This is a genomic window from Actinacidiphila sp. bgisy160, from assembly GCF_057707815.1.
Genome location: NZ_JBYIQW010000034.1, coordinates 20,607 through 45,787 on the forward strand (window position 1 = coordinate 20,607; position 25,181 = coordinate 45,787).

Annotated in this window: 21 protein-coding genes and 3 pseudogenes; 15 read left to right on the forward strand and 9 right to left on the reverse strand. The window is 69.6% G+C overall.

Features of this window, described 5'->3' with window-relative positions; translation table 11 throughout:
• The first annotated feature begins 10 nt into the window (after positions 1-10).
• On the forward strand, positions 11-559 hold the full coding sequence (locus AC3EUJ_RS24420) for a hypothetical protein (protein ID WP_431964775.1): 549 nt from the start codon (positions 11-13) through the stop codon (positions 557-559).
• A gap of 139 nt (positions 560-698) precedes the next feature.
• Here the strand turns inward: AC3EUJ_RS24420 and AC3EUJ_RS24425 are convergent, their stop codons facing one another.
• Positions 699-1,136 (reverse strand): restriction endonuclease, encoded by a 438-nt coding sequence (locus AC3EUJ_RS24425; RefSeq protein ID WP_431964776.1) that lies wholly within the window; start codon positions 1,134-1,136, stop codon positions 699-701.
• Between the two features lie 489 nt (positions 1,137-1,625).
• On the opposite strand from AC3EUJ_RS24425, the gene AC3EUJ_RS24430 reads away from it, so the two are divergent.
• The gene (locus AC3EUJ_RS24430) at positions 1,626-2,306 is read left to right on the forward strand and encodes a hypothetical protein (protein WP_431964778.1); all 681 of its coding nucleotides are present in this window, start codon (positions 1,626-1,628) and stop codon (positions 2,304-2,306) included.
• A 264-nt stretch (positions 2,307-2,570) separates the two neighbouring features.
• On the opposite strand, the gene AC3EUJ_RS24435 is transcribed toward AC3EUJ_RS24430, so the two are convergent.
• On the reverse strand, positions 2,571-3,593 hold the full coding sequence (locus AC3EUJ_RS24435; protein WP_431964780.1) for a serine protein kinase RIO: 1,023 nt from the start codon (positions 3,591-3,593) through the stop codon (positions 2,571-2,573).
• A 333-nt stretch (positions 3,594-3,926) separates the two neighbouring features.
• Positions 3,927-4,790 carry an LLM class flavin-dependent oxidoreductase gene (locus tag AC3EUJ_RS24440; protein WP_431964782.1) on the reverse strand — a complete coding sequence of 288 codons (864 nt, stop codon included), beginning with the start codon at positions 4,788-4,790 and terminating at the stop codon, positions 3,927-3,929.
• An 83-nt stretch (positions 4,791-4,873) separates the two neighbouring features.
• Between AC3EUJ_RS24440 and AC3EUJ_RS24445 the strand changes: the two are divergent.
• Positions 4,874-5,200 (forward strand): annotated as a pseudogene (locus AC3EUJ_RS24445) (helix-turn-helix transcriptional regulator); the annotation flags it as partial.
• Positions 5,201-5,380: 180 nt separating this feature from the next.
• On the opposite strand, the gene AC3EUJ_RS24450 reads toward AC3EUJ_RS24445, so the two are convergent.
• Positions 5,381-6,025: a dihydrofolate reductase family protein gene (locus tag AC3EUJ_RS24450; protein WP_431964784.1), complete on the reverse strand. Its 645-nt coding sequence runs from the start codon at positions 6,023-6,025 to the stop codon at positions 5,381-5,383.
• A 499-nt stretch (positions 6,026-6,524) separates the two neighbouring features.
• Between AC3EUJ_RS24450 and AC3EUJ_RS24455 the strand changes: the two genes are divergently transcribed.
• The 3 genes from AC3EUJ_RS24455 (at position 6,525) to AC3EUJ_RS24465 (ending at position 10,275) form a co-directional block, all read left to right on the forward strand.
• The gene (locus tag AC3EUJ_RS24455; protein ID WP_431964786.1) at positions 6,525-8,606 is read left to right on the forward strand and encodes an NPCBM/NEW2 domain-containing protein; all 2,082 of its coding nucleotides are present in this window, start codon (positions 6,525-6,527) and stop codon (positions 8,604-8,606) included.
• A 477-nt stretch (positions 8,607-9,083) separates the two neighbouring features.
• Positions 9,084-9,476 carry a hypothetical protein gene (locus AC3EUJ_RS24460; protein WP_431964788.1) on the forward strand — a complete coding sequence of 131 codons (393 nt, stop codon included), beginning with the start codon at positions 9,084-9,086 and terminating at the stop codon, positions 9,474-9,476.
• A gap of 7 nt (positions 9,477-9,483) precedes the next feature.
• Positions 9,484-10,275, forward strand: a complete 792-nt coding sequence (locus AC3EUJ_RS24465) for a hypothetical protein (protein WP_431964790.1) — start codon at positions 9,484-9,486, stop codon at positions 10,273-10,275.
• Positions 10,276-10,469: 194 nt separating this feature from the next.
• Here the strand turns inward: AC3EUJ_RS24465 and AC3EUJ_RS24470 are convergent.
• Together AC3EUJ_RS24470 and AC3EUJ_RS24475 are read right to left on the reverse strand one after the other, a co-directional pair.
• Positions 10,470-10,577 (reverse strand): annotated as a pseudogene (locus AC3EUJ_RS24470) (SAM-dependent methyltransferase); the annotation flags it as partial.
• 274 nt (positions 10,578-10,851) lie between these two features.
• On the reverse strand, positions 10,852-11,961 hold the full coding sequence (locus AC3EUJ_RS24475; protein ID WP_431964852.1) for an FAD-dependent oxidoreductase: 1,110 nt from the start codon (positions 11,959-11,961) through the stop codon (positions 10,852-10,854).
• A gap of 73 nt (positions 11,962-12,034) precedes the next feature.
• On the opposite strand from AC3EUJ_RS24475, the gene AC3EUJ_RS24480 reads away from it, so the two are divergent.
• From AC3EUJ_RS24480 to AC3EUJ_RS24495, 4 genes are all read left to right on the forward strand, one after another.
• Positions 12,035-12,715, forward strand: a complete 681-nt coding sequence (locus AC3EUJ_RS24480; RefSeq protein WP_431964792.1) for a TetR/AcrR family transcriptional regulator — start codon at positions 12,035-12,037, stop codon at positions 12,713-12,715.
• A 134-nt stretch (positions 12,716-12,849) separates the two neighbouring features.
• Positions 12,850-13,269 carry a hypothetical protein gene (locus AC3EUJ_RS24485; protein WP_431964794.1) on the forward strand — a complete coding sequence of 140 codons (420 nt, stop codon included), beginning with the start codon at positions 12,850-12,852 and terminating at the stop codon, positions 13,267-13,269.
• A 181-nt stretch (positions 13,270-13,450) separates the two neighbouring features.
• Entirely contained in the window at positions 13,451-15,997 is a 2,547-nt protein-coding gene (locus tag AC3EUJ_RS24490) for an NACHT domain-containing protein (RefSeq protein WP_431964796.1), read from the forward strand.
• Positions 15,998-16,426: 429 nt separating this feature from the next.
• Positions 16,427-16,978, forward strand: a complete 552-nt coding sequence (locus AC3EUJ_RS24495; RefSeq protein WP_431964798.1) for a TetR/AcrR family transcriptional regulator — start codon at positions 16,427-16,429, stop codon at positions 16,976-16,978.
• Positions 16,979-17,001: 23 nt separating this feature from the next.
• Here AC3EUJ_RS24495 and AC3EUJ_RS24500 read toward each other — a convergent pair whose 3' ends face one another.
• Positions 17,002-17,541, reverse strand: a complete 540-nt coding sequence (locus tag AC3EUJ_RS24500; RefSeq protein ID WP_431964800.1) for a GAF domain-containing protein — start codon at positions 17,539-17,541, stop codon at positions 17,002-17,004.
• A gap of 498 nt (positions 17,542-18,039) precedes the next feature.
• On the opposite strand from AC3EUJ_RS24500, the gene AC3EUJ_RS24505 reads away from it, so the two are divergent.
• Entirely contained in the window at positions 18,040-18,330 is a 291-nt protein-coding gene (locus AC3EUJ_RS24505; protein WP_431964802.1) for a hypothetical protein, read from the forward strand.
• Between the two features lie 133 nt (positions 18,331-18,463).
• Here the strand turns inward: AC3EUJ_RS24505 and AC3EUJ_RS24510 are convergent.
• Positions 18,464-19,701: pseudogene (locus tag AC3EUJ_RS24510) on the reverse strand (IS256 family transposase).
• An 843-nt stretch (positions 19,702-20,544) separates the two neighbouring features.
• On the opposite strand from AC3EUJ_RS24510, the gene AC3EUJ_RS24515 reads away from it, so the two are divergent.
• The 3 genes from AC3EUJ_RS24515 (at position 20,545) to AC3EUJ_RS24525 (ending at position 23,076) form a co-directional block, all read left to right on the forward strand.
• On the forward strand, positions 20,545-21,012 hold the full coding sequence (locus tag AC3EUJ_RS24515; RefSeq protein ID WP_431964804.1) for an Hsp20/alpha crystallin family protein: 468 nt from the start codon (positions 20,545-20,547) through the stop codon (positions 21,010-21,012).
• Positions 21,013-21,157: 145 nt separating this feature from the next.
• On the forward strand, positions 21,158-21,595 hold the full coding sequence (locus tag AC3EUJ_RS24520; protein ID WP_431964806.1) for an archease: 438 nt from the start codon (positions 21,158-21,160) through the stop codon (positions 21,593-21,595).
• Positions 21,596-21,648: 53 nt separating this feature from the next.
• On the forward strand, positions 21,649-23,076 hold the full coding sequence (locus tag AC3EUJ_RS24525) for an RtcB family protein (RefSeq protein WP_431964808.1): 1,428 nt from the start codon (positions 21,649-21,651) through the stop codon (positions 23,074-23,076).
• A 38-nt stretch (positions 23,077-23,114) separates the two neighbouring features.
• Here the strand turns inward: AC3EUJ_RS24525 and AC3EUJ_RS24530 are convergent, their stop codons facing one another.
• Positions 23,115-24,050: a ribose-phosphate diphosphokinase gene (locus AC3EUJ_RS24530; protein ID WP_431964810.1), complete on the reverse strand. Its 936-nt coding sequence runs from the start codon at positions 24,048-24,050 to the stop codon at positions 23,115-23,117.
• A gap of 143 nt (positions 24,051-24,193) precedes the next feature.
• Between AC3EUJ_RS24530 and AC3EUJ_RS24535 the strand changes: the two genes are divergently transcribed.
• Positions 24,194-24,970, forward strand: coding sequence for a slipin family protein (locus AC3EUJ_RS24535; RefSeq protein WP_431964812.1), 777 nt, complete (start codon positions 24,194-24,196; stop codon positions 24,968-24,970).
• The last annotated feature ends 211 nt before the right edge of the window (positions 24,971-25,181 follow it).

Here is a 25,181-nt window from a genome sequence, read left to right on the forward strand (position 1 = left end):
GGAGCACAGCGTGAGTCTCATCAAGAAGGCATTCGAAGTCATCGAGAAGGGCTTTGACGCGGGGGGTGACGCCATCCACGACTTCACGGTCAACCGCCGCACGGCCGAGCTCTTCCTGAAGCTGGGTGTGGCGGTCTACGCCGAGCAGCGTCTTGGCGGCTCGCACGAGCCGGTGGAGCGGATGTTCGAGGCCCTGGAGGGCCACGTCGCCGAGAACGGCGAGGTGGAGCTCGACCACCTCAAGGAGGCCCGCGAGGTCCTGGGCGAGGCGTTCGTGGCCAAGCACACCGCGGAGATCGAGGCGACGGAGGCCGCAGAGGCCAAGGCCGCCGAGGAGGCCGTGGCCGCCGCTGCCGCCGCCGCTGCCGCCGTGACTCCCACCGCGCCTGTGGCGGCCCCCGCGGCGCCCGTCGCGGCGCCCGTCGCGGCCCCCGCGGTTCCGGCGCAGGCCCCCGCTCCTGCCGCTGCAGTCGAGGAGGTCCCCGCCGCCGTCGCTCCGGCTCCGGCTCCGGCTCCGGCTCCGGCTCCGGCTCCGGTGGAGTCCACCCCCGCCAACTGACCCACGTACCGAAGGCCCGGCGGACGTCGCAACGGCGTGCCGGGCCTTTCGCGTGCGGAGCGCCTGGCGGCAGCACTTGGCGCTGCTCGGCGAGCGCCCGGGAAAGGATTTGTCCGCCCGCGTCGGCGCGCCGGCACGGTCACATCTCCGGATGAAGCTTTCGGTTGGTACCGGAGCGATTGATGTCCGGACCGAGGAACGACATCAAGGGGGTACCGCTGTTCCAGAAGCCCAGGAGGTCGATGTCGATCAGCGTCAACTGCTGCTTGGCTGCGAACGTTCGAGCCTGCTGGGTGTACTTGCAGGAAGCGACGACGAGCGGCACATCTGCCCCGTGTTCTGCTCGAGCGGTTCCGTTGAACGTCTGAATGTCGCGACTGCCCACCGACCGGTGCCGCGCGTAGCGCTTGGACTGGATCACGAGTTTCCGGCCATCGGGCAGACAGCAGATGACATCGGCACCAAGGTCGCCGGCTCCACCTACGCGGCGGACTTTGGCGCAGCCGTCTCTGCGGCACGAGGCTGCCACATACTCCTCGAATTCCCGCTCACTCGACCTCGTCCAGCGATCGAACAACGTCTACACGGGCGAGCTTCACCAGCCGGACCCTTTCGGCGGCAGCCCCCCGGCGGCCCGCCCGCACCAGCCCTGCCACCACCGCGGCCGCAGCCACAACGGCCAACGCCACGCCCCAGACGACAACCACGCCCCGTCCCCCTCCCCAGCACGGCCGGCCGACCTCGCACCTCTTCGGTGCCCGCTTTCATCGGGAGCGATCCCCGTTCGGATGCGAGTACCGGAAATCAGCTCAGGTCTTCACCGGGACGTTCCACTTCCTGTGATGCCTCACGTCAACTACCGTCATTCCCCGCTGTCTTCGTGCCATCACGCCTCGGCGAGGAATCTGCCCTCTCTGGACGACGGCTTCTCTACCGGCTCTACCCGGGCTCAACACGACTGCCATGCGCGACTCGATAGGGGTGGTTCGCACACGGCGACAACTCGCATTGGCTCTCGGGTGGGTACTATCCGGGAGCAACACCCGATACACGAGGAGCGGCTGTCGTGTCCAACAACAACACCATTCAGGACCGGTATGCGACGCGTCTCGCAGAGGACCTGGACAACAACGCCAACGAGCGGGAAAAGGTCCGCGTGCAGTTGGCGGAACTCCAAAACCGGCTGGCACAGCTCGAGCAGGAGCGGGAGTGGTTGACCCACCTGCAGGGAACCGTGGCCGGTGCGCCGAGCGTCGCGATGCCGGCGCAACCTGCAGGTGAAGCGACCGCCGGCGACGAGACCGGCCAGCCGGAGGTGACACCTGCGGCCCAGCCCGTGCCCCGTCCGCGTGGGCGGAAGAAGCCGGCAGGCGAGCCGACGGCCCACAAGGCCCGGAAGAGGACGGCGGCCCCCGAGGACGTCAGGAAGCCCAAGCGCGCTACCTCACGATCCAGCGAACCCACGCTGCGCAGCCTGGTCGCGGACATCCTGGCCGCGAGCAGCGAACCGCGCATGGTCAGCGAGTTCGTCGACACCCTGGCCAAGCAGCACCCCAGTCGCGCCACGCCGAGCGCTCCCGTGGTGCGCAACACGTTGGAGGCGCTGGTGGCCAAGGGTCTCGCCGAGCGCTCCCGCCAGCAGGGCAGCGTCTTCTACACCCCCGCCTCAGTGCCGGCCCCCGACGCCGGCAACACGGTGGAGGCGAAGACGTCCGAGACGGGAGAGCCCGTCCCGGCAACGTCCTGACATCGAGCGCCTGTGGCAGGAGTCGGCGCGTCTCCTGCCACAAGCGAGCTTCAACCTGCCCCACCCACGCCTGAACCGGCACGGTGACACAAGCGCGGCCCTCGAAGACACCGCCGAGGTGGTCCCGTAAGGTCCCACCGGTGGAGTTCACCCAGGACGGGGCGCACAACCGCCGCCCACGCTGGCCCGGGAGGAGCGCCCGGGCCCGCGTTCAGTGTCGGCGTGCACGGCAGCGGACGACGCGCCCATTCGAAGGACGGCTCCTCAGCCGAGCCGTGCGTCGAAGGCCAGCGCCCGGGCCAGCTCCTCGACACGTCGTTGCGCGAGGCCCCGGGAGACGAACCAGGCGCCCACGTTGCGGACATCGCGCTCGAGGAAGGAGCGGCCCCGCGGGTTGGCGACGACGTCCACGATCTGAGGCACGTCGATGACGACGAGGCGGCCTTCGTGGACAAGGATGTTGTAGGCCGACAGGTCGCCGTGCGCATAGCCGTCGCGCGCGAGCAGCGACAGGCTGCGGCCCAGCTGCTCCCACAGGTCGTCCAGATCCGCTTCTTCCGGACGGAGCTGCGCCAGGCGTGGCGCGGCAGTCCCCAACCGGTCCCCGATGAACTCCATCAGGATCTCGGTTCCGAGGATCTGCACGGGGTAGGGCACAGCGACCCCCGACGACCACAGCCGCGACAGCGCCGCGAACTCGGCACCGGCCCACTGGCCGGCGATGGCTTCCTTGCCGAAGGCCGTGCGCTTAGCCATGGCCCGGCTGACGCGGGACTCCTTGTGGGTACGCCCCTCCAGGTATCCGGAGTCGCGGTGGAACATGCGGTGCTGCCCGTCGCGGTAGCGTTTGGCGGCCATGAGGGTACGGCGGTCGGTTCCGGGCACCGCCCGTTCGATCAGGAAGACGTCGGCCTCTTTGCCGGTCTTGACGATGCCGAGTTCGAAGTCGACAGCCGCCAGGTCCGTCACCACCCATGCGGGGCGCGGCTCGGGGCCCTTCTCGGTCGGGGTCGACCGATCCCAGGTCGACCAGCGATCACCCTCGGCAGGCCCGTCGGCGGTGTGACCGACCGCTGTCAGGTCTTCCCAGCGAGTGTCCTGGTCGTCCTCGGCGGAGGTCTCGAGAACCGAGGAATCGGTGGCATCCCGGGCCGCCAACGGCCGTCGCACCGCATACTCGGTGAAGGCCTCCTCGAAGGCCTGCTCACCGTCTCGGTGGCCGCGTCGTCGGCTGCCCTTGGGGCGGATACGGGCGAAGGACTCGCCGTCGGTAAAGCGCTCACGCATGGTGATGATCTCCAGTGGAAGAACCCACCGGAGGGAGCGTCAGCGGACGCGTGCCGTCAGCCGGTGGGAAGGTAGCGAGAAGAGGCGTCTGGCGCGCACGCACGAGCGCGCCGCATCATGGCGGCGTCCATTACTACGCACCTCCTCTCCCACTACGCCGGGCTCTCGATCACGCCCGGCACTCCAGATCGGCATGATCCTAGCGAGCCCCACACACCACGCAACCGATTTTCGCCGGGCCCGCGCAAGCAGCGGCTACCCGGTCTTGGCCCGCCACGCGCTGCCGACTAGGCCGGCCCAATCACCCGCATCCTTGACATCCTCGCGGGAGGATCACACCGCCGGCGGACCCGCCTCGATGCGACGCAGCACCGCAGCGAGACGGTCCAGGTCGGGGCCGGTCTGCACCTGTCGCTCGTCCCACCAGGTGGCGCCGGCGTCGTGCAGCGGGCCGATCACGTCCCTGGCCTTGGCCGGGTCAGGGGGCGTCGCGCCGCCCAGCACGAGCTCGAAGGGGCGCTCGGCCTCTGCCGCACGGTGCTTGCTTACGTAGGCGACCAGTTCGCGTACCTCCGCGACATCGGGCACCTGCCCGTGCCGCGCCGTCTCGAAGAGCGGCACCGCGCCGTCCCAGCGCGCTGCCCGCCGCATGGGCGCACGACGCGGCCAGAACCCGCCGATCCACACCGGCGGGCCTGGCCGTTGCACGGTGGCAGGCAGCAGCGTCACATCCCGGACCTCGTAGTGCCGGCCGTGGTGGTTCACCGCGCCGCCGGACCAGAAGCGGCCCAGCAGCTCCAGTCCTTCGTCCAGTCGCTCGGCCAGGAGGCGTGGCTCGGCGGCGTCACCGAAGCTGCGGTACTCGTCCTCGACCGGGCCGCCCAGGCCGGCGGCGAAGGTCACCCGGCCACCGCTGAGGTTGTCCAAGGTGGCCACTTGGCGCGCCAGTTGCTGCGGACGATACCGAGGGACCGGCGTCAGAAGGGTGCCCAGCCGGATCCGGGACGTCGCCAGCGCGGCCGCGGTCAGCAGCATCCAGGGGTCCCCGAAGGGGCGCCCCTGATGCCTCCGGTGCAATACGTGGTCCCAGACGAAGAGCCCGTCCCAGCCGGCGTCTTCGGCGGCGGCCGCAACGGCCGCGACGTTGCGGGGGTCGGCGAAGTCACCGAAGTTCGGGAGGTTGATCGAGAAGCGCATTCCAGCAGGATCCACAGCCGACCACGCTGCGGCAACCGAATTCGGGCACGGGCGGCCCGGGCCGGTACGCGCCCGCATCTCCGATGACGACTCGTCCAGGTCTCCGGGCCTGGCTCGCCTCCGGTGGAGCGTCCGTGCCCTCCCGGCTCGGTGCCCCGGGGGACCCGGTGACGGGAGCCACCGTGACCAGGCTCCACGAGGAGCCCGCCAGACCATGGACGCCCGCCGCCCTCGCCCGTGAGGTCGGTGTCTCGCGTGCCGCACTCGACCGGCGCTTCGCCGCCGCCACCGGCGAGTCGGCAGGCACGTACCTCACCCGCCGGCGCATGGACCTCGCCGCCCGGCGCCTGCGGGACACCGACGACAGCCTCGACACGACCGCCGCCCCGGTCGGCTACTCCTCCGGCTACGCCTTCAGCCGGCCCGCTCGCAGCACCGGGCCGGTTAAGGGCCACCGCTCGTGCCGAAGGCGGCCCGGCCCCGGCGGACGCCGCCACCGCAGCCGTCTGATCGCCCCGGGCGGCCGGGCGCCTTCCCCACCACGACCGGCGGGCCGGCGGACTACCGCAGGCTTCCCGGCCGCCCTCGCGTCACCTTCGCCAGAACAGGTGGTGCGTCACACCACTCGGACTGGGCACGACCTCCAGATGGAACCGGTCGAGCAGCTCATCGGGCGACTCCCACAGCCGCAGTCCCGACCCCAGCTTCACCGGTGCGACCGCCACATGCATGGTGTCGACCAGGTCGGCGTCAAGGAACTGCCGGATGGTGGTGACCCCGCCGCCGAGCCGGACGTCCATGCCCTGCGCCGCTTCACGCGCCTGTTCCAGAACCGTGGCCGGGTCGCCGTCGACGAAGTGGAACGTGGTGTCGGAGAGCGTGAACGAAGGGCGCCAATGGTGGGTCATGACGAACACCGGCGTGCGGAACGGAGGCTCGTCTCCCCACCAGCCGCGCCACTCATGGTCGGTCCAGGGCCCGCGCTGGGGCCCGAACTTGTTGCGGCCCATGATCTCGGCACCGATGTTGCGCGCGAAGTCCCGGGTGAAGTAGTCGTCCAGGCCCCGGGTGCCTCCGGAGTCCGTGCGCATGGGCCAGCCGGCCGTGGCGCCGGCCCAGCCGAACAGCCTCTCGGGACGGTCACAGCCGAACGGCCTGTCCAGACTCTGGTGCTCACCGGCACCGATCCCGTCAGTCGAGATGTTGAAGTTCATGACTCTCAGCAGTTGATCCACGATTCTCCTCGACAGGTCCTGTGGCATGGTCGCGCGACGGAGCGCCGCACACCATGACGTCGAACAGGACGCGGCCGGATCGACAGCGGCTCGCGACTTTTTTTCAGTGACACGTCGCGACGCCGCCCCGCGTAGGGGGCGGTGCTGGTCGTGACGCTCAGGTGCCCTGTGGTCCGTGGCGGGCGGCGTCGGCGGGAGGGGGTTCGTCAGGGATGAAGACGTCGGCGGCCAGGGCCGGACGTCTCTGCCGCGGACACGTCCCACCAGGGGGCAGAACGGCTGGGTACCCGGCAAAGCCCCAACAGCAACTCCTAATTTAGGAATTATTATTGACGCGAGCCGGTAACCGCTGCACGATCCTGGAAACAAGATCGCAGGCGCGTTCGCACGGACTGGTCGGAGGACCGGCCGCCCGCACCCTCCACGAGGGAGCGGCAGCCCGGACTCACCACCGGGACGGGCCGGCACGGCTGCTCGATCGGACAGCGAAGGATCCGATGTGAAACGACATCTCACCGCCCTCCTCGCCCTCCTGACCGGCTTGGTGGCCGTTCCGGCGACCGCCCACGCGGACCCGGCGGCCGCCCCCGCCGCCGTCACGACGCCGGCATCCGGGCAGGTGCTGAGCCCGACGCCGTACATGGGCTGGAACACCTACTACGCCCTCGGTGGCGATCCGACCGATGCCGAGATCAGGTCGACAGCCGACTTCCTGGTCAGCAGCGGCCTGCGCGACGCCGGCTACAAGTACGTCTGGATCGACGGCAACTGGGCGGCGCCGACACCGCGCAGCTCGGCCGGCGACCTGGTGCCCAACCCCGACCAGTTCCCGAACGGGCTGAAGCCGCTGGTCGACTACATCCACGCCAAGGGCCTCAAGGCCGGCATCTACACCGACGCCGGCCCGTACATCCCGGGCAAGTGCGGGCTCGGCAGCCACGGCTACTACCAGCGCGACGCGGACCAGTTCGCCGCCTGGGAGTTCGACGCGGTCAAGGCGGACTACCTCTGCGGGATCGCCGCGGACCTCGACCCGAAGACCGTGTACACCGAGTTCGCGCAGGCATTGCGGAACAACGCCGCCCAGCGCCCCATGATCTTCAACCTCTGCAACCCGGTGACCTCCCCGGACTGGGGCAACTACCCGGAGGAGCAGCAGTCGACGTACTCCTGGTCCTACGCGCCGGCGATCGCGCAGTCCTGGCGGACGTACACGGATGTGGGGTTCGTCGGCGAGATCAAGTACAAGGACGTGCTGCGGAACTACGACGCGAACGCGCGTCACCCCGAGGCCGCGGGTCCCGGGCACTTCAACGACCCGGACTACCTCGGACCCGAGCTGGGGATGACCGACGAGGAGTTCCGTACCCAGATGACGCTCTGGTCGGCGGCGGCCGCGCCGCTGATGATCGGCAGCGACATCCGTAAGCTCAGCAAGACCTCGCTCGGGATTCTCTCGGACCCCGATGTCATCGCGATCAACCAGGACCCCGCCGGCGTCCAGGCCGTCCGCGTCGGCCCCGCGGGCACGACGGAGACCTGGGTGAAGCGGCTCGCAGGCGGTGACCGCGCCGTGGTGCTGCTGAACCGGGGCGACAGCCCCGCGACCCTGACCACGAAGGCATCGTCGGCCGGGCTGTCGGGGGACCGGTTCACCTTGAAGAACGCCTGGACCGACCAGGTCACCGAGAGCGCCGGCACCATCAGTGCCGCCGTCCCCGCCCACGGCGCTGCCCTGATCCGGGTGGGCCGGGCCACCGGCAAGCCCGGTGTTCCCCACGTCGTCGCCGGCCTGCCGCAGATAACCCAGGTCGGTGACGACGCGGTGCCGGCCGGGACCGCCCCCCTGGTCGCCGGCGGCGACCAGGCCCGGGTCGAGGTCGACGTCCGCAACGACGGTGCGCAGCCGGTCTTCACTCCGCGCGTCGAGGTGAAGGTGCCCGCCGGCTGGACGGCCCGTCCACTGGGCAAGGCGCCGAAGCTGCTCGGCTCCAACCGCTCCGTGACCTTCGCCTTCACGGTGACCTTGCCGGACACCGCCGCGCCGGGCAGCACCACGCTGACCGCCACCACGTCGTACGAGGTGACCGGCAAGAAGCGGCTGCAGCAGGAGACGGCCACGGCGGTGGTCGTCGCACCGGCGGCGCCGCACGGCGACGTCGCGCTGTCACATCACCAGTGGATCAGCGCCACCAGCGGGTGGATGAGCCCGACGGTCGACCTGAGCGTCGGCGGCTGGTCGCCGATCAGCATGCTCGGCCAGGTCTACCCGACCGGTATCGGGGTCGCCTCGCCCTCCACGATCCGCTACTACCTCGGCGACCAGTGCAGTCGGCTCACCGCGACGGTCGGCATCGACGACGCGGTGCGCAACGTCGGCCCCGAGGGCGGCACGTCGACCTTCCAGGTGATCGGTGACGGCAAGGTGCTGTTCGACAGCGGTGTGCTGACCCGCGACGACATCCGTCCGGCCGACGTCGACCTGACCGGCGTCCGAGTGCTCGACCTCGTGGTCGGCGACGCCGGCGACGGCGGTTACAACGACCGCGCCAACTGGTCCGGCCTGAACGCCACCTGCTGATCCGGGTCGGCCGCACCCAGGTGACGCCTACCTGGGTGCGGCCGATTCGCCAAGGCGCCGTCCACGGCCGCACGGCTGGCGACGTGCGGCTACTGTGCGCGTCCTCGCACCGACGAACGACCAAGCCTGGAGAGCACCCGCGGAAGGCCCACACTTCGGGATCCTTCTCGTCCGCCACCGCCCACGCCGACGGCGAAGCCGACGCGGGGGTGATCAACCAGTCGCAGCGCGACGAGGCACAGCGGGCTCCCCTGGGAAGCCTGGCCCGCCGGCTCTGGGCGCTGGAACGGTCACCGGCCCGCCAGCCACGATAGGCCCCCGTCCTCTCGCTCCGGTCTGTGCCGTTCTCCGCTGAGGATGGAGCCTTCCGTTTCGCGTGACGAAGCAGTCTCTGCCATGATCTGACCCCACGTCGGCTCAGGCGGCGGTGATACTCGGGCCGTCGCCGGTCCTGATGGTGTCATCACGGAGGAACGCATGGACTTAACACTTGCCCAAGCGGTGGCGACCAGAGTGGCAGAGGGCGCGCTGGGGGCTGCGAGTTCCCGTGCCCTGGACGGCCTGCTTGACATGATCCGGCAAAGGTTTCGCCGCGATGGCGACGCGCTGTCCGCGCTCGACACGGCCACGGCGGACGCGGAGCCCTTGATCGCGGCGCTGACGCGGCACATCGAGCGTGACCCAGACTTCGCCGAGGATCTACGTGACTGGCTCAGGGACGCCAGAGCCGATCAGGGTTCTGTACCCACTGCCATGCTGCGGCACAGCACGCAGAACACGGTTTCGGGTACTGTCCACGGTCACGTGATCCAGGGCCGGGACATCAAAGGCCGGTTCGGTTTTCGTGGCCTCCGCGGCCGGGGGGAGTAGCAAGCAAGTGAGCATCGACTCCTCCTCATCCGATCGCACCAGCAACGCCATCAATGATGGTTCGCAGGTCAGCGGCAACGCCTACCAGGCCAAGATCATGCGGTTCGGTTCGCGTTCGACGGGGATCACCCTCATCGCTTTCGCCGGCGTCGCAGGGCTGACCTTCCTTGGCTTCACCATGGCCCGTTCCGGGCCGTCCGACGATTCCTCAACGACTGCGGCAGGCGCGACGACGTCCGCGACCGCCTCCATCAGCGCATCGTCCCCTCCCGCCTCTCTGACTCCTTCTCCCTCCCCCAGCACGCCACCGGCGTCCCTTGCCGCGCCCGTGCCACGGCAATCGTCGGAGCCTGCGCAGGCCCCTCCGTCCGGTGGCGCGGCAGGCGCCGCTCCCACTCCGGCAGCGGACCGCTCCATCACGCAATGCCGAAACCACACTCCAACAAAGATCGGAGAGATTGCCACCGCCAACCCCTGCATCAGGATCGAGAGCAACAACACGATCTACATCTACAGTGACTTCACCGCTCAGAAGACAGGTCAGGTCACCGTGTTCATCTGGCTCATCGACGGCACTGGCGCGCCTATCCGCGAATACATGCGCGCCTGCCCGGTGACTTTCAAAAGTATCGGCCAGACACAAGGATGCTCCCTTCGCAACATCACCCCTCCAAAGGCAGGGCAATGGGGAGCCGCGGTCACCGCCGAGGACGGCTCCCGTTCACAGCCGGCGATCTGGGGCTCGTCCTATAAAGGCACGCAAAGTGGAGCCGTGGTCTGGAATCCGGCCGGCAACTGAGGTGATGCACGCCGGCGGCCGGCCGTGAGGGTGTGGCCGCCGAGCGCCGACATGACCGAACGGCGACCACACCGAGCGCTCGCAGTCCCAGCGCTCGGGTGGAACGCTTCGTCCCGCACGTCCCCGCGCCGGACAGGGGCGGTTGCCCGTGGGCGGCGTCCACGGGCCACAGGCGATCGACGTACGAGGGGTCGGACCCGGTCGGCCGCGATGAGCAGGTACGGGAAGCTGCCGTTGCGGTAGGCGGTCAGGAACGTGTCCTCGATGCCGGTGGCCACGTGGTCCGGCTGCTTGCGCAGCTCCCGGCAACGGCGACGAGGGGGATCCTCGGGGTCGCCACGGACGGCGACCAACCGTGGGACGAGGCCGTGGGACAGTCCGACCCGCCGTGGTCGGCCTCGGCGCGGGCCCAGACGCCGGGGTGGTCCTCGCGATGCCCTCCTGCGCCACCCGACCGCTCCGGAGAGCCGTGTGACGTGTTCCCCGGCCATGATTCGCCGTCGAAAGACCGCCACCGGCACACCACCCACCCGGGGTGGGCCTGGCGGCCGGGCGCCCGGTCGTACTCGGCTGCATTCATCCGGGTTGGAAGAACGCGAGCATCTTCTTGGCGGCGTCCGGCGACGTCAGCAGTTCGTGGATGTCCGCGGACATCCGGGCGGCCGCGCCGGTGCGCTCGAACATCTCGCGTTCGTATTCTTCGACGGCGGCGGGAAAGTCGTCCGGGCGCGCGGCCAGCGCGAGACCGAGCAGGGCGCCGTCGAGCAGCGCCATGTTGGCGCCCTCTCCCACCGGCGGCATCAGGTGCGCGGCATCGCCGAGCAGCGTGACCCCTGGCCTCGACGGCCAGGTCAGACCGACCGGGAGGGTCGTGATGGACCGCGGCACGATCGTGTCGTCGCAGGCCGCGATCAGTGCGGTGAACCGTGAGTCCCAGCCGGGGAGCAACTCGATCAACCGTGCCCGGGCGGCGGCCGGGTCGTCGAACGGGATCCCGCTGGTGGTGAACCAGTCCTCGGCTGTGTTGTAGAAACTGAGGCCGATGCGCACGCGGCCGTCGCCGTTGCGCTGCGCCGCCATGGACAGTCCGTTCCCGAGCACCCAGTAGTTGCCGCGCCCGACCATCGCCGCGAGGTCGGGGTGCGTGCGATCGATGTCGGGAATGCCGACCTCGACAATGTTCTGGCCGATGTGCACCGGGCGGGCGTCGGTGAGCAGCGCGCGGACCCGGGACTGCGCGCCGTCCGCGCCGACCAGCAGGTCGTACGTCGCACTGCTGCCGTCGGCGAAGTGCAGCAGGCCGTTGCCCGCGGAGGTGAACGCATGCCCCCAGCGCACCGCGTCTTCGGGGAGGGAATCCAGCAGCAGGTTGCGCAGATCGGCGCGGTCGACCTCGGGTCGCTCGAGCGGGGCGTCGTCGGGCGTGTCCTCCTGGAGCAGCAGGGTGCCATCCGGCTCGAGAAGACGCATGTCCTGGCCCTCTCCACGGGCGATCGCGTTGAACTGATCGCTCAGACCGGCCTCGTGCAGCGCCCGCTGGCCGGAGTGGATGTCGAGCATGCCGCCCTGACCGCGCGCGGCACGTGACGATTCCCGTTCGTACACCACGGAATCCATGCCGTTCACGTGCAGCACACGGGCGAGAGCCAGGCCGCCGAGGCCGGCTCCGACGATGGCAATAGTCATGATCGCCTCTCCCCTTGATACAGCGTACCGATCAATACACTGTATCGGTCCGATGCGATGTATTGTTGCCGCCATGTTGGTGTGGGAGAGGCCGGAGCCGCCGAATCGACCCGTGCCGGCCCCGTTGAGCCGGGAGCGGATCGTGCGAGCGGCGATCCGGCTGGCCGACGAGGACGGGCTGGAGGCGGTGTCGCTGCGCAGGGTCGCCACCGCGCTGGAGGTCCGTCCGATGCGGCTGTACGGCTACATCGCCAGTAAGGAGGAGTTGCTCGACCTCATGGTCGACGCCGTCCACGCCGAGATCCGGCCGGCCGGAGACGGCTGGCGGCAGGTGCTCCGGTCTCTTGCCGAAGCCACCCGGCACGCCGCCCACGAGCACGAATGGCTCGCCGACCTCCTGGGTGGCCGGCCCCAGCTCGGCCCGCACGCGCTGGCCAGTGGGGAGACCGTGGTGGCCGCACTGGACGGCATCGACGTGGACGCCGTCATGCCGGTGGTCGCCGCAGTCAACGCGTACACGATCGGCGCGGTGCGCCGGGAGGTCGCCGAGCGGCGTGCCGAGCGGGCCACCGGGATGGACGAGAGGCGTTGGCAGGCCTCACTCGGGCCCTATCTGGAGCGCACCTTCGCCACCGGGCGATTCCCCGCGCTGGCCACGGTGGTGCGCGACGCCGCTCACTCGGACGCCGATCACACCTTCCGGATCGGCCTGGACTTCCTGCTCGACGGCATCGAAGCCCGCATCGCCAGGTGACGCGACCGTCGCGGTCGTGGGGCCGTGAAGTGGCGTAGCCGGGCCGGTACCGTTTGAGCAGCGTCCCCTGCACCAGGCTCAACTCCGGCGCAAGCGGGGCCATCCGGAAGGCGGAACGAGGGACGGAGGACGCTGTGGAAGCGATCGCGGCCGATCTTCTCATGGCGCTGGCCAGCGGCACGGCGGGCGCGGCGGGACAGCAGGCGTGGACGTCACTGCGCGACCTCGTGCGGCGCCGCACCACGGCGGACGCGGGGCGCGAAGCACCCGGGGAAGTCCAGGAAGTCCCGTCAGGGGAGGAAGAGTTCACGGCCCTCGACGAGGACGCCGGGAGTGTGGAGCGTGCGCGAGCACTCGCCCGCGCGCTGGCGCTGCGGGCCACGTACGACGACACCTTCCGCGAGCGTTTCGCGGCCTGGCGCGGTGCCGCGGAGGACGCCGCGGCGGCGCGAACCGGCTCGGGAAACACCGACAACAGTGTCACGGGCGGCCGCCAGGGCACCGTCATCATGGGGCGGGACTTTCACGGTCCCATCACTTTCAACCGGCCATGACGCAGCGCCCGTTGATCCGTGCTGTGACATCCTGAGACGACAGCACCGGCCCGCCTCCATGTGCTCGCCCGTCCCGGGCGGGCCACCGGTTTCGGGGTAGGAGAGGCCGCAGCGCGGGGATGACGGGGGTGGACGAGGTGGAGTTTTCGCGCAGGCCGCGCAGAAGGGCCGGCTGAACGGCATGTCGGAGCGGGCACAGGGCGATGTGCACAACGTGTTCTCCGGTGGCAGTGCGACGTACGTGATCCAGGGCCGGGACTTCGGTGACGTGCACCTGCATCTGCCGTTGCCCCCGTCATCGCGGGAGCGCGCCGCCGTCGAGTTGGCGCGCGTGGTGCTCGCCCAGTGGCGGGACGAGGCAGGGGCCCTGGGTCTGGCAGGAAGCGCCAGGCTCGCGGTCGGCTGGCGGGCCGACTGGACGGTCGCCGACCACCGCGAGCACATCGGCGCGGACGTGACCGGCAGTACCGCCGGCCTTGCCGAACTCGCCGCCGGCTTCGAGGCTCTGCCCGCCCGGCGCCTGGTGATCATCGGCGGCCCCGGCACGGGCAAGACGTCTCTGGCGATCCTGCTCACCCTGCAGCTGCTGTCCTTGCACGATGCGACGAAGCCCGTCCCGGTACCGCTGCTGATCTCGTCCTGGAACGCGAACAAGGAACACTTCGACGTCTGGCTCGCGCGCCGCATCCACGAGGAATACGTCGGCCTGACCAAGGACCTCGACCGGGCCCGGATTCGCGAACTGGTACGCGACCGGCGCGTACTTCCGGTTCTCGACGGCCTGGACGAACTACCGCCGCTGCTCCGGTCCGCGGCGCTGGCCGGGCTCAACAAGGCGGGAGCCGGCAACGCGCCGCTCATCCTCACTGCCCGCACGGCGGAGTACAGCGAACTCGTCGAAGAAGACGGCGTGTTGCAGGCCGCTGCCGTGATCGCGGCACAGCCCGTGGACGGGGCCGCGGCTGCGGAGTACCTGCGCGGCTCTTCTCACCCGCTGCACACCCGGCAGTGGCAGGTACTCCTCGACCGCCTCGCATCCCACCCCGAAGCCGCGTCGGCCAGAGCCCTCTCGTCCCCGCTCATGCTGTGGCTGGCCCGCACGGTGTACGCCCGCCCGGGCGCCGATCCGGGCGAACTCGCCGACGAGTCCGTCTTTCCCGACGTCCTGGCCATCGAGCGGCATCTGCTGGACGCCATTGTTCCCGCGGCGTTCCCCTCCGGGCCGGCCTCGCCGCACCAGCCCCATCCGATACGCCAGTGGGGTCACGCGCGGGCACAGCGGGCCCTCGGCTTCCTCGCGGCCCATCTCACGGCCGCGAAGACAAAGGAGTTCGCCTGGTGGGAACTGCATCGGGCGAAGCCGCCGACAGTGCTCAAGGCGCCGGCACTGGTGGCCGGCTACGTCCTGGTGATGTCAGTCTCCTCCTGGTTCCAGGGCTGGGTCACCGGAGGCGATCCGTTTCTGGCGTTCCAGGTGGCTGCCGGAGCCACGGTCTCCATGCTGTGCGGCGTCATCGGAGGCATGCTCCTGCTGGTCTCGCACGTGTGGAAGGGGCCTCTCCCCCGCCGGCCCGCCGGGTTCGGCAGACACCGCTCCCGCATCCCGGGCCTGTTCTGGCTTCTGCTGTTCCTGGCTCCCATCACCCTCCTCCTGACCCGGGACGAACCTTTTCTGGCGCTGGGCTTCACCGTTCCGCCTCTGCTCATGATGGTCGTCGGCGCGCCTGCCGACACCGCGCAGGCCGCCGGACCGCGGGCACTGCTCAGCGGCGAGCGGGCCAGCACCGTACTGATGGTGCTGGGGGTCGCACCCGTCGTCGGGGCGATCGGCAGCCTGGGGGTCGTCCAGGTCCCCGACCACGCCGTGCTGCTCGGCAGTTGGCTCTCGGGGACCGTGGGTGTGGCCGCGGTGATCGTGGCGCTCAGTCCCTGGACGCAGTGGCTGCTCGCGAAGCTGACGCTCGCGGGCCTGGGGACGCTGCCGTGGTCGATCATGGCGTTCCTCGAGGACGCGCGCCGGGTGGGCCTGCTGCGACAGGTCGGCGGGGTATACCAGTTCCGCCACGCCCAACTCCAAGCACGCCTCGCAGCGAATCGGCGAGGCGGCGCCCCGGCGCGCCGCCGACGGCCCGGCGCCACCCGCGCGCCCTGGCCGGTCCGCCCGCTTCCTGCGGCCGGCAGCACCCCGCAGTCCGCGCGCGTCCCCGGCTACGTCGGGCTGCGGCGCCGCAGAGGGCAGCCCGCCCTCTACGTGGCGATGTGGACACTCGCGCTGCTGTGGACCGGCATCATCACCTTCGAGAACGGCTGGCGCGACCCCGGCGCGGGGAAGACCGTGGGCTTCTTCGTGGCGCTTCCCCTGGTCATCGACCTGCTGATCCCGCCCCTCACCTGGCGGCGGGCCGAGTTGCGCCTGGACGAGGACGGGGTCGGGTTCGCGTTGGGCAAGCGGACACTCCGCTTCGAGTGGCGGGACGTCGCGGAGATCGCACCGCGCCTGTTCGAACCGCCGATCGGCAAGAACGACGACGGCACCGTCATGCTCCACCTGCGGCTCACGCCCGAGGCCACGCCGGGGCCGCGGATCCGTGTCAACAGCGCGGGGTGGGTGGCCCTGTGGCCGCTCGACAGCCTCACCGGGGACCCGGACGAGGCGACGATCCCACCCGAATTGCAGGACGCGCTCGCACGCTTCGCGGGCGAACGATGGCGGCCTCCGCGTAACTGATCGCCTACCCGGTGCCCAGGTCCCGCGCCGATCCAGGTGGGGCCGGCGCGGGATGGCCGAGAACGCGGGCCAGGGCGGCTGTGACGGGATCGCGGTGGCCACGCAGGTACCCCGGGGACCACACGGTGGACGGCGTGGGGAAGCCGGCCAGGTCACGCTCGACACCGGCCGGCAGGTGACCGAGTTCGGCCACGTCCAGCTCGATCAGCGGACTCTCGTGCCGCGTGGCGTTGCCCGGACGGGGTGGCCGGGCTCGGATTCGCCCTCGGTCATGCCGCCGATCGGACCGCCACCGGGGAGAGGCCCAGGCCGGTACGACCCGAGCCGAGCTTGATGCAGCGCACGAGAGGACTCCTACAATGGAGGACGACAACAAGCGGAGAGCTCTCCGATTTGCAATGGCCGGCCGTCCGCACGCCAGGAGGACCCATGCCCGACGCCACACGGCAGCGCTCCGACGCGCTGAAGAACCGGGAAACGATCCTCCAGGTCGCCCATGACGCGCTGGCCGACTCCCCGGACGCCTCGCTCAACTCGATCGCCAAGCGCGCGGGTGTCGGCCCCGGCACGCTCTACCGGCACTTCCCCAGCCGTGAGGCGCTGATCCTGGAGGTCCATCGCCGCGATGTCGACCGCATGGTGGACTGCGTGCCGGGCATTCTCGCCACCCACGCCCCACTGGACGCACTGCGGCACTGGTTCACCGTCCTCGCCGGCTACGTGCGCATCAAGCACGGACTCGGAGAAGCCCTGCATGCGGCCGCCGTACAAGAAGTCGTCAGTGCTTCATGGCCCGCGGTCCCCGCCGCCGTGGGCCGGCTCCTCGAAGCGTGCGAACACGCGGGCGACGTACGTCCCGGCATCGATCCCGTCGACGTGATCATGCTCATGAGCTGCCTGTGGCGCACGCCCGACAACCCCGAAGGCGCAGCCCAAGCCGACCGCCTGCTGGAACTGGCGATCGACGGCTTCCGCCCCTAGACGCAATACCGCCAGTATTGGGCCTAGGTCGGCGGAGAGGTTCCGCCGGGCGTGCTCGACGACGAGCCGTAGCACCTCCTTCTGTGGCCGGCCCGACAGCAGACTGTTCGTGACCTCTCTGGCAGCGGCTGGCCAGGCCTCCCGAGTCGCCCCTCGGCGAGCAGCCGGGCGTTGTCTATGGCCACCCCGGCCACGACGGCGAGCACGCTGACGGCAGACTCGTCCTCCGCGTCGAACTCCTTCGCCGACCGGTTGTCGGTAAGGTACAGGTTGCCGAAGATCTCGCCCCGCACCCGCACGGGAACCCCCAGGAACGAGTGCATGGGCGGATGGTGCTCGGGGAAGCCGCAGAAATCCGGGTGCTCGGAGATCTCCGCGATCCGTACCGGCGCCGGGTGCCGGATCAGCAGGCCGAGGATCCCGTGGCCCTGCGGCAGCGCGCCGATACGCTCCCGGACCTCGTCAGGGACTCCGACGGGCACGAACTCCGCCAGCCTACGGTCTTCGCCGATCACACCGGGTGCCCCGCACCGGGCATCCACCAGCGCGAGCGTCGCCTCCACGACCTGCCGCCGGACCTGGGTGGGGCAAATCCAGCTCCGGGCCCATGGTCAACATCGCCTCCAGCAGAGTGCGTACCCGATCCTGGGCCCCACGGATCGCGTTGACTCGCAGCTGCACCTCGTCCAGCACCTGATCCAGATGGAGTCTCCACGGCTCATTCCCGTGCGTGCAGCCCGTGCCCACGCCCTCCGCCTCGTCTTTGCTTGACGGTCCAGCTCTTGTTTCCACGGTAGGACTGAGCAGCGCACCGAACCAGACGAGCAGCCCGCCACTGGTCAGGGCGGTCCCGGCTCACCGGCCGCAAAAGATTCCAGGAGTACGTAGACCGCAGGAAGCGGTACCCCACCGTCACCGGTCGGACCGGCCAGTCCTACGAAGGACCGTTCGGCCCCTGTCGTCGCGCACGCCGCACGCGCATCATGACCATACGACCCAGCAGTGCCAAGGCACGGCGCTCCACAGCGGGCCGCGAGGAGGAGATCTGGGAGGTGGTCGCCGTGAGCACGGCTCGCTGGCGCCAATCACGCAAGCGCCCGATATCCGTACTGGACCTGCCGTGCGCAGAGCGCACCGTCGGCGTGGAGGCTGCATTGAAGCTGCCGAGCGTGATGATGCTCGTGATCGAAGACACCTGCGCCCAGATCGCGCGCGAAGACTGGCAGCGTAGTGAACCAACGCGCTGGCACCTCCAAGCTCACCGCTGTTGGCGTTCCGAGGGCCGGCTCCTGCGAGCCAAGGGTGTTCGGTTGAAGGAGTTGGCAGCCCAGTGCCTGGACGCCCCGGACTGACCGATCGAGACGGCTCCTGCCCGAGTTCTGAACGGTCGTTTCAGATCAGGCTCGATTCACAAGCCACAGTTGAGGGAGGTCACGTCCGTTGGAGTGGTGTATCGACGGCCACTCGGTGATCTCTGCTTTGAGGCTATGCGGTGAGTTCGGTGGGCAGGACGGTGTCGTCGTTTCCTGACTCGATCGGGTGGAGGCGGGTCTTGGCGAGGAGGTCGCGGCCCATGTAGCGGCGGGCCTCGGTCCACTTGTCGTTCTGCTCGGCCAGGACCGCGCCGACCAGGCGGATCACGGCCGTGCGGTCGGGGAAGATCCCGACGACGTCGGTGCGGCGCCGGATTTCCTTGTTCGGTCGTTCTTGGGGGTTGTTCGACCAGATCTGCCGCCAGATCTGGCGCGGGAAGGCGGTGAAGGCCAGTAGGTCATGCTGGGCGGCATCCAGATGCTCGGCGGCCTTGGGGAACTTCTTCTCCAGGGCGTCCAGGACCTGCTTCATTTGGGCGTGGACGGCGTCGGCATCGGGCTGTTCGAAGACCGTCCGCAGCAGCGTGGCAACCCACGGCTGGGCCGACTTCAGGACTTGCGAGAGCAGGTTGCGGGCATAGTGCGTGCGGCACGCTGCCACGAGGCGCCGGGTAGCACGGCTCCGACGGCGTCGACGAGGCCTGCGTGGGCGTCGGAGACGACGAGCTGGACCCCGCTCAGGCCGCGGGCGATGAGCGAGCGCAGGAAGGCCAGCCAGCCGGCGCCGTCCTCGGCGGTGGCGACGTCCAGGCCGAGGATCTCGCGGTGTCCGTCGGCGTTGACCCCGACCGCGACCAGGGCGTGGACGTTGATGGTCCGGCCGTCCTCGCGGACCTTCTGGGTCAGGGCGTCGACCCAGACGAGGGCGTATGGGCCGGCGTCCAGTGGCCGGTTGCGGAATGCGGTGGCCTGTTCGTCCAGGCGCTTGGACATTGCGCTGACCCGGGACTTGCTCAGTTGGGTGACGCCGAGGGACTCGGCGAGCTTCTCGACCCGGCAGGTGGACACGCCCAGCAGGTAGGCGGTGGCCACGACCGAGATCAGGGCCTGTTCGGCCCTGCGGCGGCGTTCCAGCAGCCAGTGCGGGAAGTAGCTGCCGCTGCGGAGCTTGGGGATGGCCAGCTCGACGGTGCCGGCCATCGTGTCCCACTCGCGTGGGCGATAGCCGTTGCGATGGTTGACCCGTTCGCCGCTGACCTGCCCGTATTCCGCGTTGCAGAGGGCATCTGCCTCCGCGGACATCAGCGCGTCAGCGAACGTTTTCACCATCGCGCACAGCAGATCGGGACTCGCCGCAGCAAGGTTCTCCTCGGCGAGGGCGTGCAGGGGCAGACTGTCAGGTGCGGTCATCGTGCTGATCTCCTTCGAGGTTCGACACTTCGAAGATCAGCGGGCAGCCGTCTGTCTATGCGGGCACCAACCCAGACACCGGAGCAAACCCCCGCATCAGGTCCAACCCGTTACACCACTTCCAAAAACGCAACCTTGAGGGATAGGGCCCTCCCGGGCGTGACATGCGTTGCGTCCGGGAGGGGGTTCACCGGCCGTTACGTGCATCGCAGCGCCATCCCTGGACCGGATCTGAGGCCTGTGGACAGCGAGGTGATGTCGGCTAACTCCCAGTCAGAGTTGGGCGCTTGGACTACGCAGAAGGCGTCGGCCACGCATCGCACCTGGCCACGGTTGGCACCGGCATACACGCGTCCCGGTGGTCACGGCAACGACGCGGCCCCTCGCACCATGGACCGGAACGGCTCGGACGGCAGACGGACAGTCTGTCAGACCGGCCCAGCATGATGAGTGCACCCGGTGTCTGCCCCAGTCCATGAGACGGCTGATCTCAGCTTCTCACGAAGCCGGTTCGGGCCCACGCCGCCCGAACTGGTAAAGGCCGTGATGGTGTGCGCCGTGCCCGGCTGTTACTCTCGCCGCTCCTGCCGGCCGTCGCCCTGGAGGTTTTCCTGGGCCAGTGGTAGCCGACTTCAGAAGTACGAGGACGGTGCGAGCCCATGGCCTCTGCCATCTCGTCCTGAAAGCACGGCACTCCGCACTCGTCTTCGGCTGCCGAGACGCGCGTTCTCCTCTCACTTCCCCACCCTGGCGGTGCGAGTCGCAGACCGGGCAGCCAGCGCCCATGATGGAGAGGAGGGAGCCGCATGGCTTTTGGACTTTGCATCCGCGGAGGTGAGCCACATGACTCTGCCCGTACGACACAGGCCTGGCAGCCTGCCGGAGCGGGCCTACCCCTGGAATGAGCCGATCGCCGCCGAGTTCGATCAATTCTTCGAACGGATGCACCGGTTCCTGGAGTCCGCCGCACCGTCCTGGGCCGAGCCCATGGCCTGGGCACCGCTGGCCGACCTGAGCGAGACCGACGAGGCGTACAAGGTCGAGTGCGAACTGCCGGGCATCAAGAGCGAGGACATCGACGTCGAGGTAAGTGGACGAGAGCTCCACGTCACCGGGGAGCTGAAGGAACGCGAGCGCGAAGGTGTCCTGCGCCGCGCCACTCGCCGCACCGGACGATTCGAGTACCGGGCGCTGCTGCCCACCGAGGTGAAGGCCGAGGACGTTCACGCCACTCTCGCCGACGGCGTCCTCACCATCACCGTCCCCAAGACTCAGGCAGCCAAGCCCCACCACATCGAGATCGAGGGCTGAACCACCATTCCCACAGGGGCACGATCGACGGGTGCGGACGACTGCCCCCTCGCTCCGCACCCGAGTGACCACGTGAAGTCACCAGAGGAAGGTGGCACGAGATGATGCGACCTCTGCCGCGCTTGGGACAAGGTGTCCAGGCGTCGTGACCGAGGTCGGGTCCGGACAGTCGCCGCGCGGTCATCGCAGTGTTCCGCACACCGGTGATCTGTGTATCGAGGCGTGGGCACCAACGCGCGAGGAGTGCATCGCCGAAGCGGCGCGGGGCATGCTCGGCAGCTTCGCCGACGTGCCTCCGGATGTCTCCTGGGTTGCCCGGGAGTGCGCGGTGCCGGCCGACGACGACGGCCGGCTCCTGGCCGCTGTACTCGAGGAAATCATCTACCGCATGGACGCTGCGGACGAGCTGCCTGTGGACGTCGCAGTGACACCGGAGCCGGGAGGGGTACGCGTGAGCTTCAGGATGACCGACAGCTCGACGGCGACGCAGACCGGGGCCGTGCCCAAGGCCGTCGCACTGCACGGGCTGCGGCTGGCCCGGGACGCGCACGGGTGGGCCTGCCGGGTGACGCTGGACGTGTGATGCCTGCCCCGGCGTCCGGCGCCGGCACGGCTGGCCGAGGAGGCCGAACCGACATGGACATCCGGCTGGTGGCCGAAGGACCCTGGCGGTTTCGTATCGAACCGACCGGCGCCATGCGCGTACCCGGAATCGTCCTGGCCCCATGGGAGTTGCTGCCGGACGAGCCGGGTGACCAGGCTCTTCAGCAGGTGGCCAACGTGGCCACGCTCCCGGGCATCGTCCGTGCCTCGTACGCCATGCCCGACATCCACTGGGGATACGGCTTCCCGATCGGCGGCGTGGCCGCGACCGACATCGCCCACGGCGGGGTCATCTCGCCCGGAGGGGTGGGCTTCGACATCTCCTGCGGGGTGCGGCTGCTCACCGCGCACGTGGACCGCGCCGCCCTGCTGCCGAAGCTGCCCGTACTGATGGACCGGCTGGACACACTGATACCGCGCGGGCTCGGTCGCGGCGGTCTGTGGTACCTGGCGGACCGGACGCAACTGCACGAGATCCTGCGCGGCGGCGCCCGCTACGCGGTCGAGCAGGGCCACGGGGTGCCGCGCGACCTGGACCGGTGCGAGGACTGCGGAGCCGTCGGCAACGCCGACGTCACCCAGGTCGGCGAACGCGCGCTGGAGCGCGGCGCCGGGCAGGTCGGCAGCCTGGGGTCGGCCAACCACTTCCTGGAGGTCCAGGCGGTCGACGCAATCTACGACGAGACCTGCGCGCAGGCGTTCGGCCTGCACCCCGACCTGGTGTGCGTCATGATCCACTGTGGATCGCGGGGGCTGGGCCACCAGATCTGCTCCGACCACGTGCGGGCCATGGACAGCGTGATGCGGCGTTACGGCATCGACGTACCCGACCCGCAACTCGCCTGTGCACCCGTCTACTCGCCCGAGGGCCGCGCCTACCTGGGCGCGATGGCCGCCGCCGCGAACTTCGCACGCGCCAACCGCCAGCTGCTCGCTGATGCCGCCCGCAGTGTCTTCCGCGAGGCCACCGGCACGGGCCTGGACCTGCTCTACGACGTCTCGCACAACCTCGCCAAACTGGAACGCCATATCGACGACCGAGCCGCCCGGCCGCTGCTGTGCGTCCACCGCAAGGGCGCCACCCGTGCCCTGCCGCCGGGCCACCCCGACCTGCCAGATCCGCTCCGCCCCTTCGGCCAGCCAGTGTTCGTGCCTGGCACGATGGGCACCGCCTCCTACGTCATGACCGGCAGCACCGGCAACCGCGCGTTCGACTCCTGCTGCCACGGCGCGGGCCGTGTCTGGAGCCGACACCGAGCGCACCGCGAAATGTCCTCCCGACAGCTGCGCCAGGAACTGGCCGGTGCGGGGGTCGCGGTGCGCCCCGCCTCCTGGCGCAGCGTGACCGAGGAGGCGCCCGAGGCGTACAAGGACGTCGACGCCGTGGTCCGGGCAAGCGAACACAACGACCTGGGCCGCCTTGTCGCCCGTCTGGTGCCGCTGGGCGTCCTCAAAGGCTAGAACGGGCTGGAACCGACCCGAACCGGCCCCGCGCACACTCAGGCGCGCGTCAGCAGGGTGTCCAGGGGCTCGCTGTTGTGCAGGCGGTTGATGGCGTCGGCGAGCAATGGGGCCACCGACCGTATCTGGAGCGAAAGTCCTCGCAGTTGTTCGGCAGCGAGGGTGTCGGTGATGAGCAGGCGCCGGATGGCAGGGTGCCCCAGTCTGTCCTGCACGGGTCCCACCAGGAGGCCGTGGGTTGCAGCCACGGTGATGTCGGGAGCGGCCCCGCGGTCGAGCAGGACCTGCACGGCCGCCTCGACCGTTCCGCCCGTGCTGATCATGTCGTCCACGACAACCGCGGGTCGTCCGACGACGTCACCGACCAGTTCCTCGGCTTGCACACTCGTGCCTGACACGCGGGTCTTGCGCACCACGACGACCGGTCGCCGCAAGCGTCCGGCATAGTGCTCGGCCAGCTTGACCGCTCCCAGATCCGGTGACACCACCACAGCGGTATCGGGGATCTCCCGTGCGAGTGCCTCGGCGATCACCGGCACCGCCGTCAGCATGTCCACCGGGATCCCGCACATCGCCTCTAGCGCGGTCGTGTGCGGGTCGACGACAAGCAGCCGGTGCGCACCGGCCGTCGCCAAGGCCTCGGCGACCACCCGTGCCCCCACGGGCTGCCCCTCCCGGGTACGGCGGTCCTGCCGGGCGTAGCCGAAGTAGGGCACCACTGCGGTGATCCGGTCCGCACCGCCCCTGCGGCACGCGTCGAGGAGCAGGAACAGCTCGATCAAGTGCTCGCTCACGTGAGGCCCGGTCGGCTGGACCACGTACACGTCGCCGCCGCGCACATGCCCGACGACGGGCCGTACCTCTCCGTCGGGGAAGCGCGCCGACTCACACTCCACCGGCACGGTGCCCAGGGCTGTCGCGATGGCGTCGGCCAGTGCCCTGTGAGCCGTACCCGCCACAACACGAACGCCCATCGTGATCCTCCCGAACCGACCGGCCGACCTGCCCGACCTGGCCGACCGAGATCAGCCGACGCGGATGTTGGCCGACCAGACCGCCCCGTCGCGAATCTCCCAGCTTCCATGCTCCAAGACCTTCAGGAGCCTCGCCACAGGTCATGGCCGTATCGCGTGCGTCGTACACGTTCGTATTCCGATTCGGCAAACTGCACAACGTCCGGGACCCGGGCATCCGGTTCATGATCCCCCTGGTGGACCGGATGTGGAAGGTGACCCTGCGGACGGTCACCATGCCGATCCCGTCCCAGCAGGTCATCACCCGGGACAACGTCTCCATCGGCGTGGCCGCGGTCGCCTACTTCCGCCGCGTCGACCCGGTGAAGTCGATCGTCGAGATCGAGGACGTGTCGTCCGCGGTCAGCCAGATCGCCCAGACCACCGTCCGCAACGTCGTCGGACGCTCCCTGCTCGACCAGGTCCTCACCGACACCGAGACCCTCAACACGCAGATCAAGGACATCCTCGACGGCCTCACCCAACAATGGGGCATCTACGTCCTGCTGGTGGAACTGAAGGACATCGAGCTGCCGGCCGGCATGCAGCGGGCCATGGCGCGCCAGGCCGAGGCCGAGCGCGAGAAGCGCGCCAAGATCATCGCGGCGGAGGGAGAGGCCCTGAGCGCCGACCGCCTCGCCGAGGCCGCCGACGTGATCAGCGACCACCCGATCGCCCTGCAACTGCGCAATCTGCAGATCCTCGCCGAGATCGCCGCGGAGAAGAACTCCACCATCGTCTTCCCCGCCCAGTTCCTCGAAAGCGCCCGGGCCCTGACCCGGTTCGTCGAAGAGGAAGCCGGCCGGAGCGCCGCGGCGTCTCCACCGGGACTGCGGACACGCAGGGAACCGATGGGAACGGGCAGCTCCGTCCCGGTCTGAGCCGGGCGGGCCCCAAAGCACCAGGAAGCGGAGCTGCCTGAAGACAGAGACCCCACATTTACGAAAGAAGGCTGAAGGCGCCATGACATCATGGACGACGACAGGCGTGTTCATACCGACGAGGCTGGAATCGTGACCGGGGACCTAACCGTGCACACGACTTGGGATGGCAGGCAGGCCGTTGTCAAGGTCCAGTACAGCGGCACCTCCC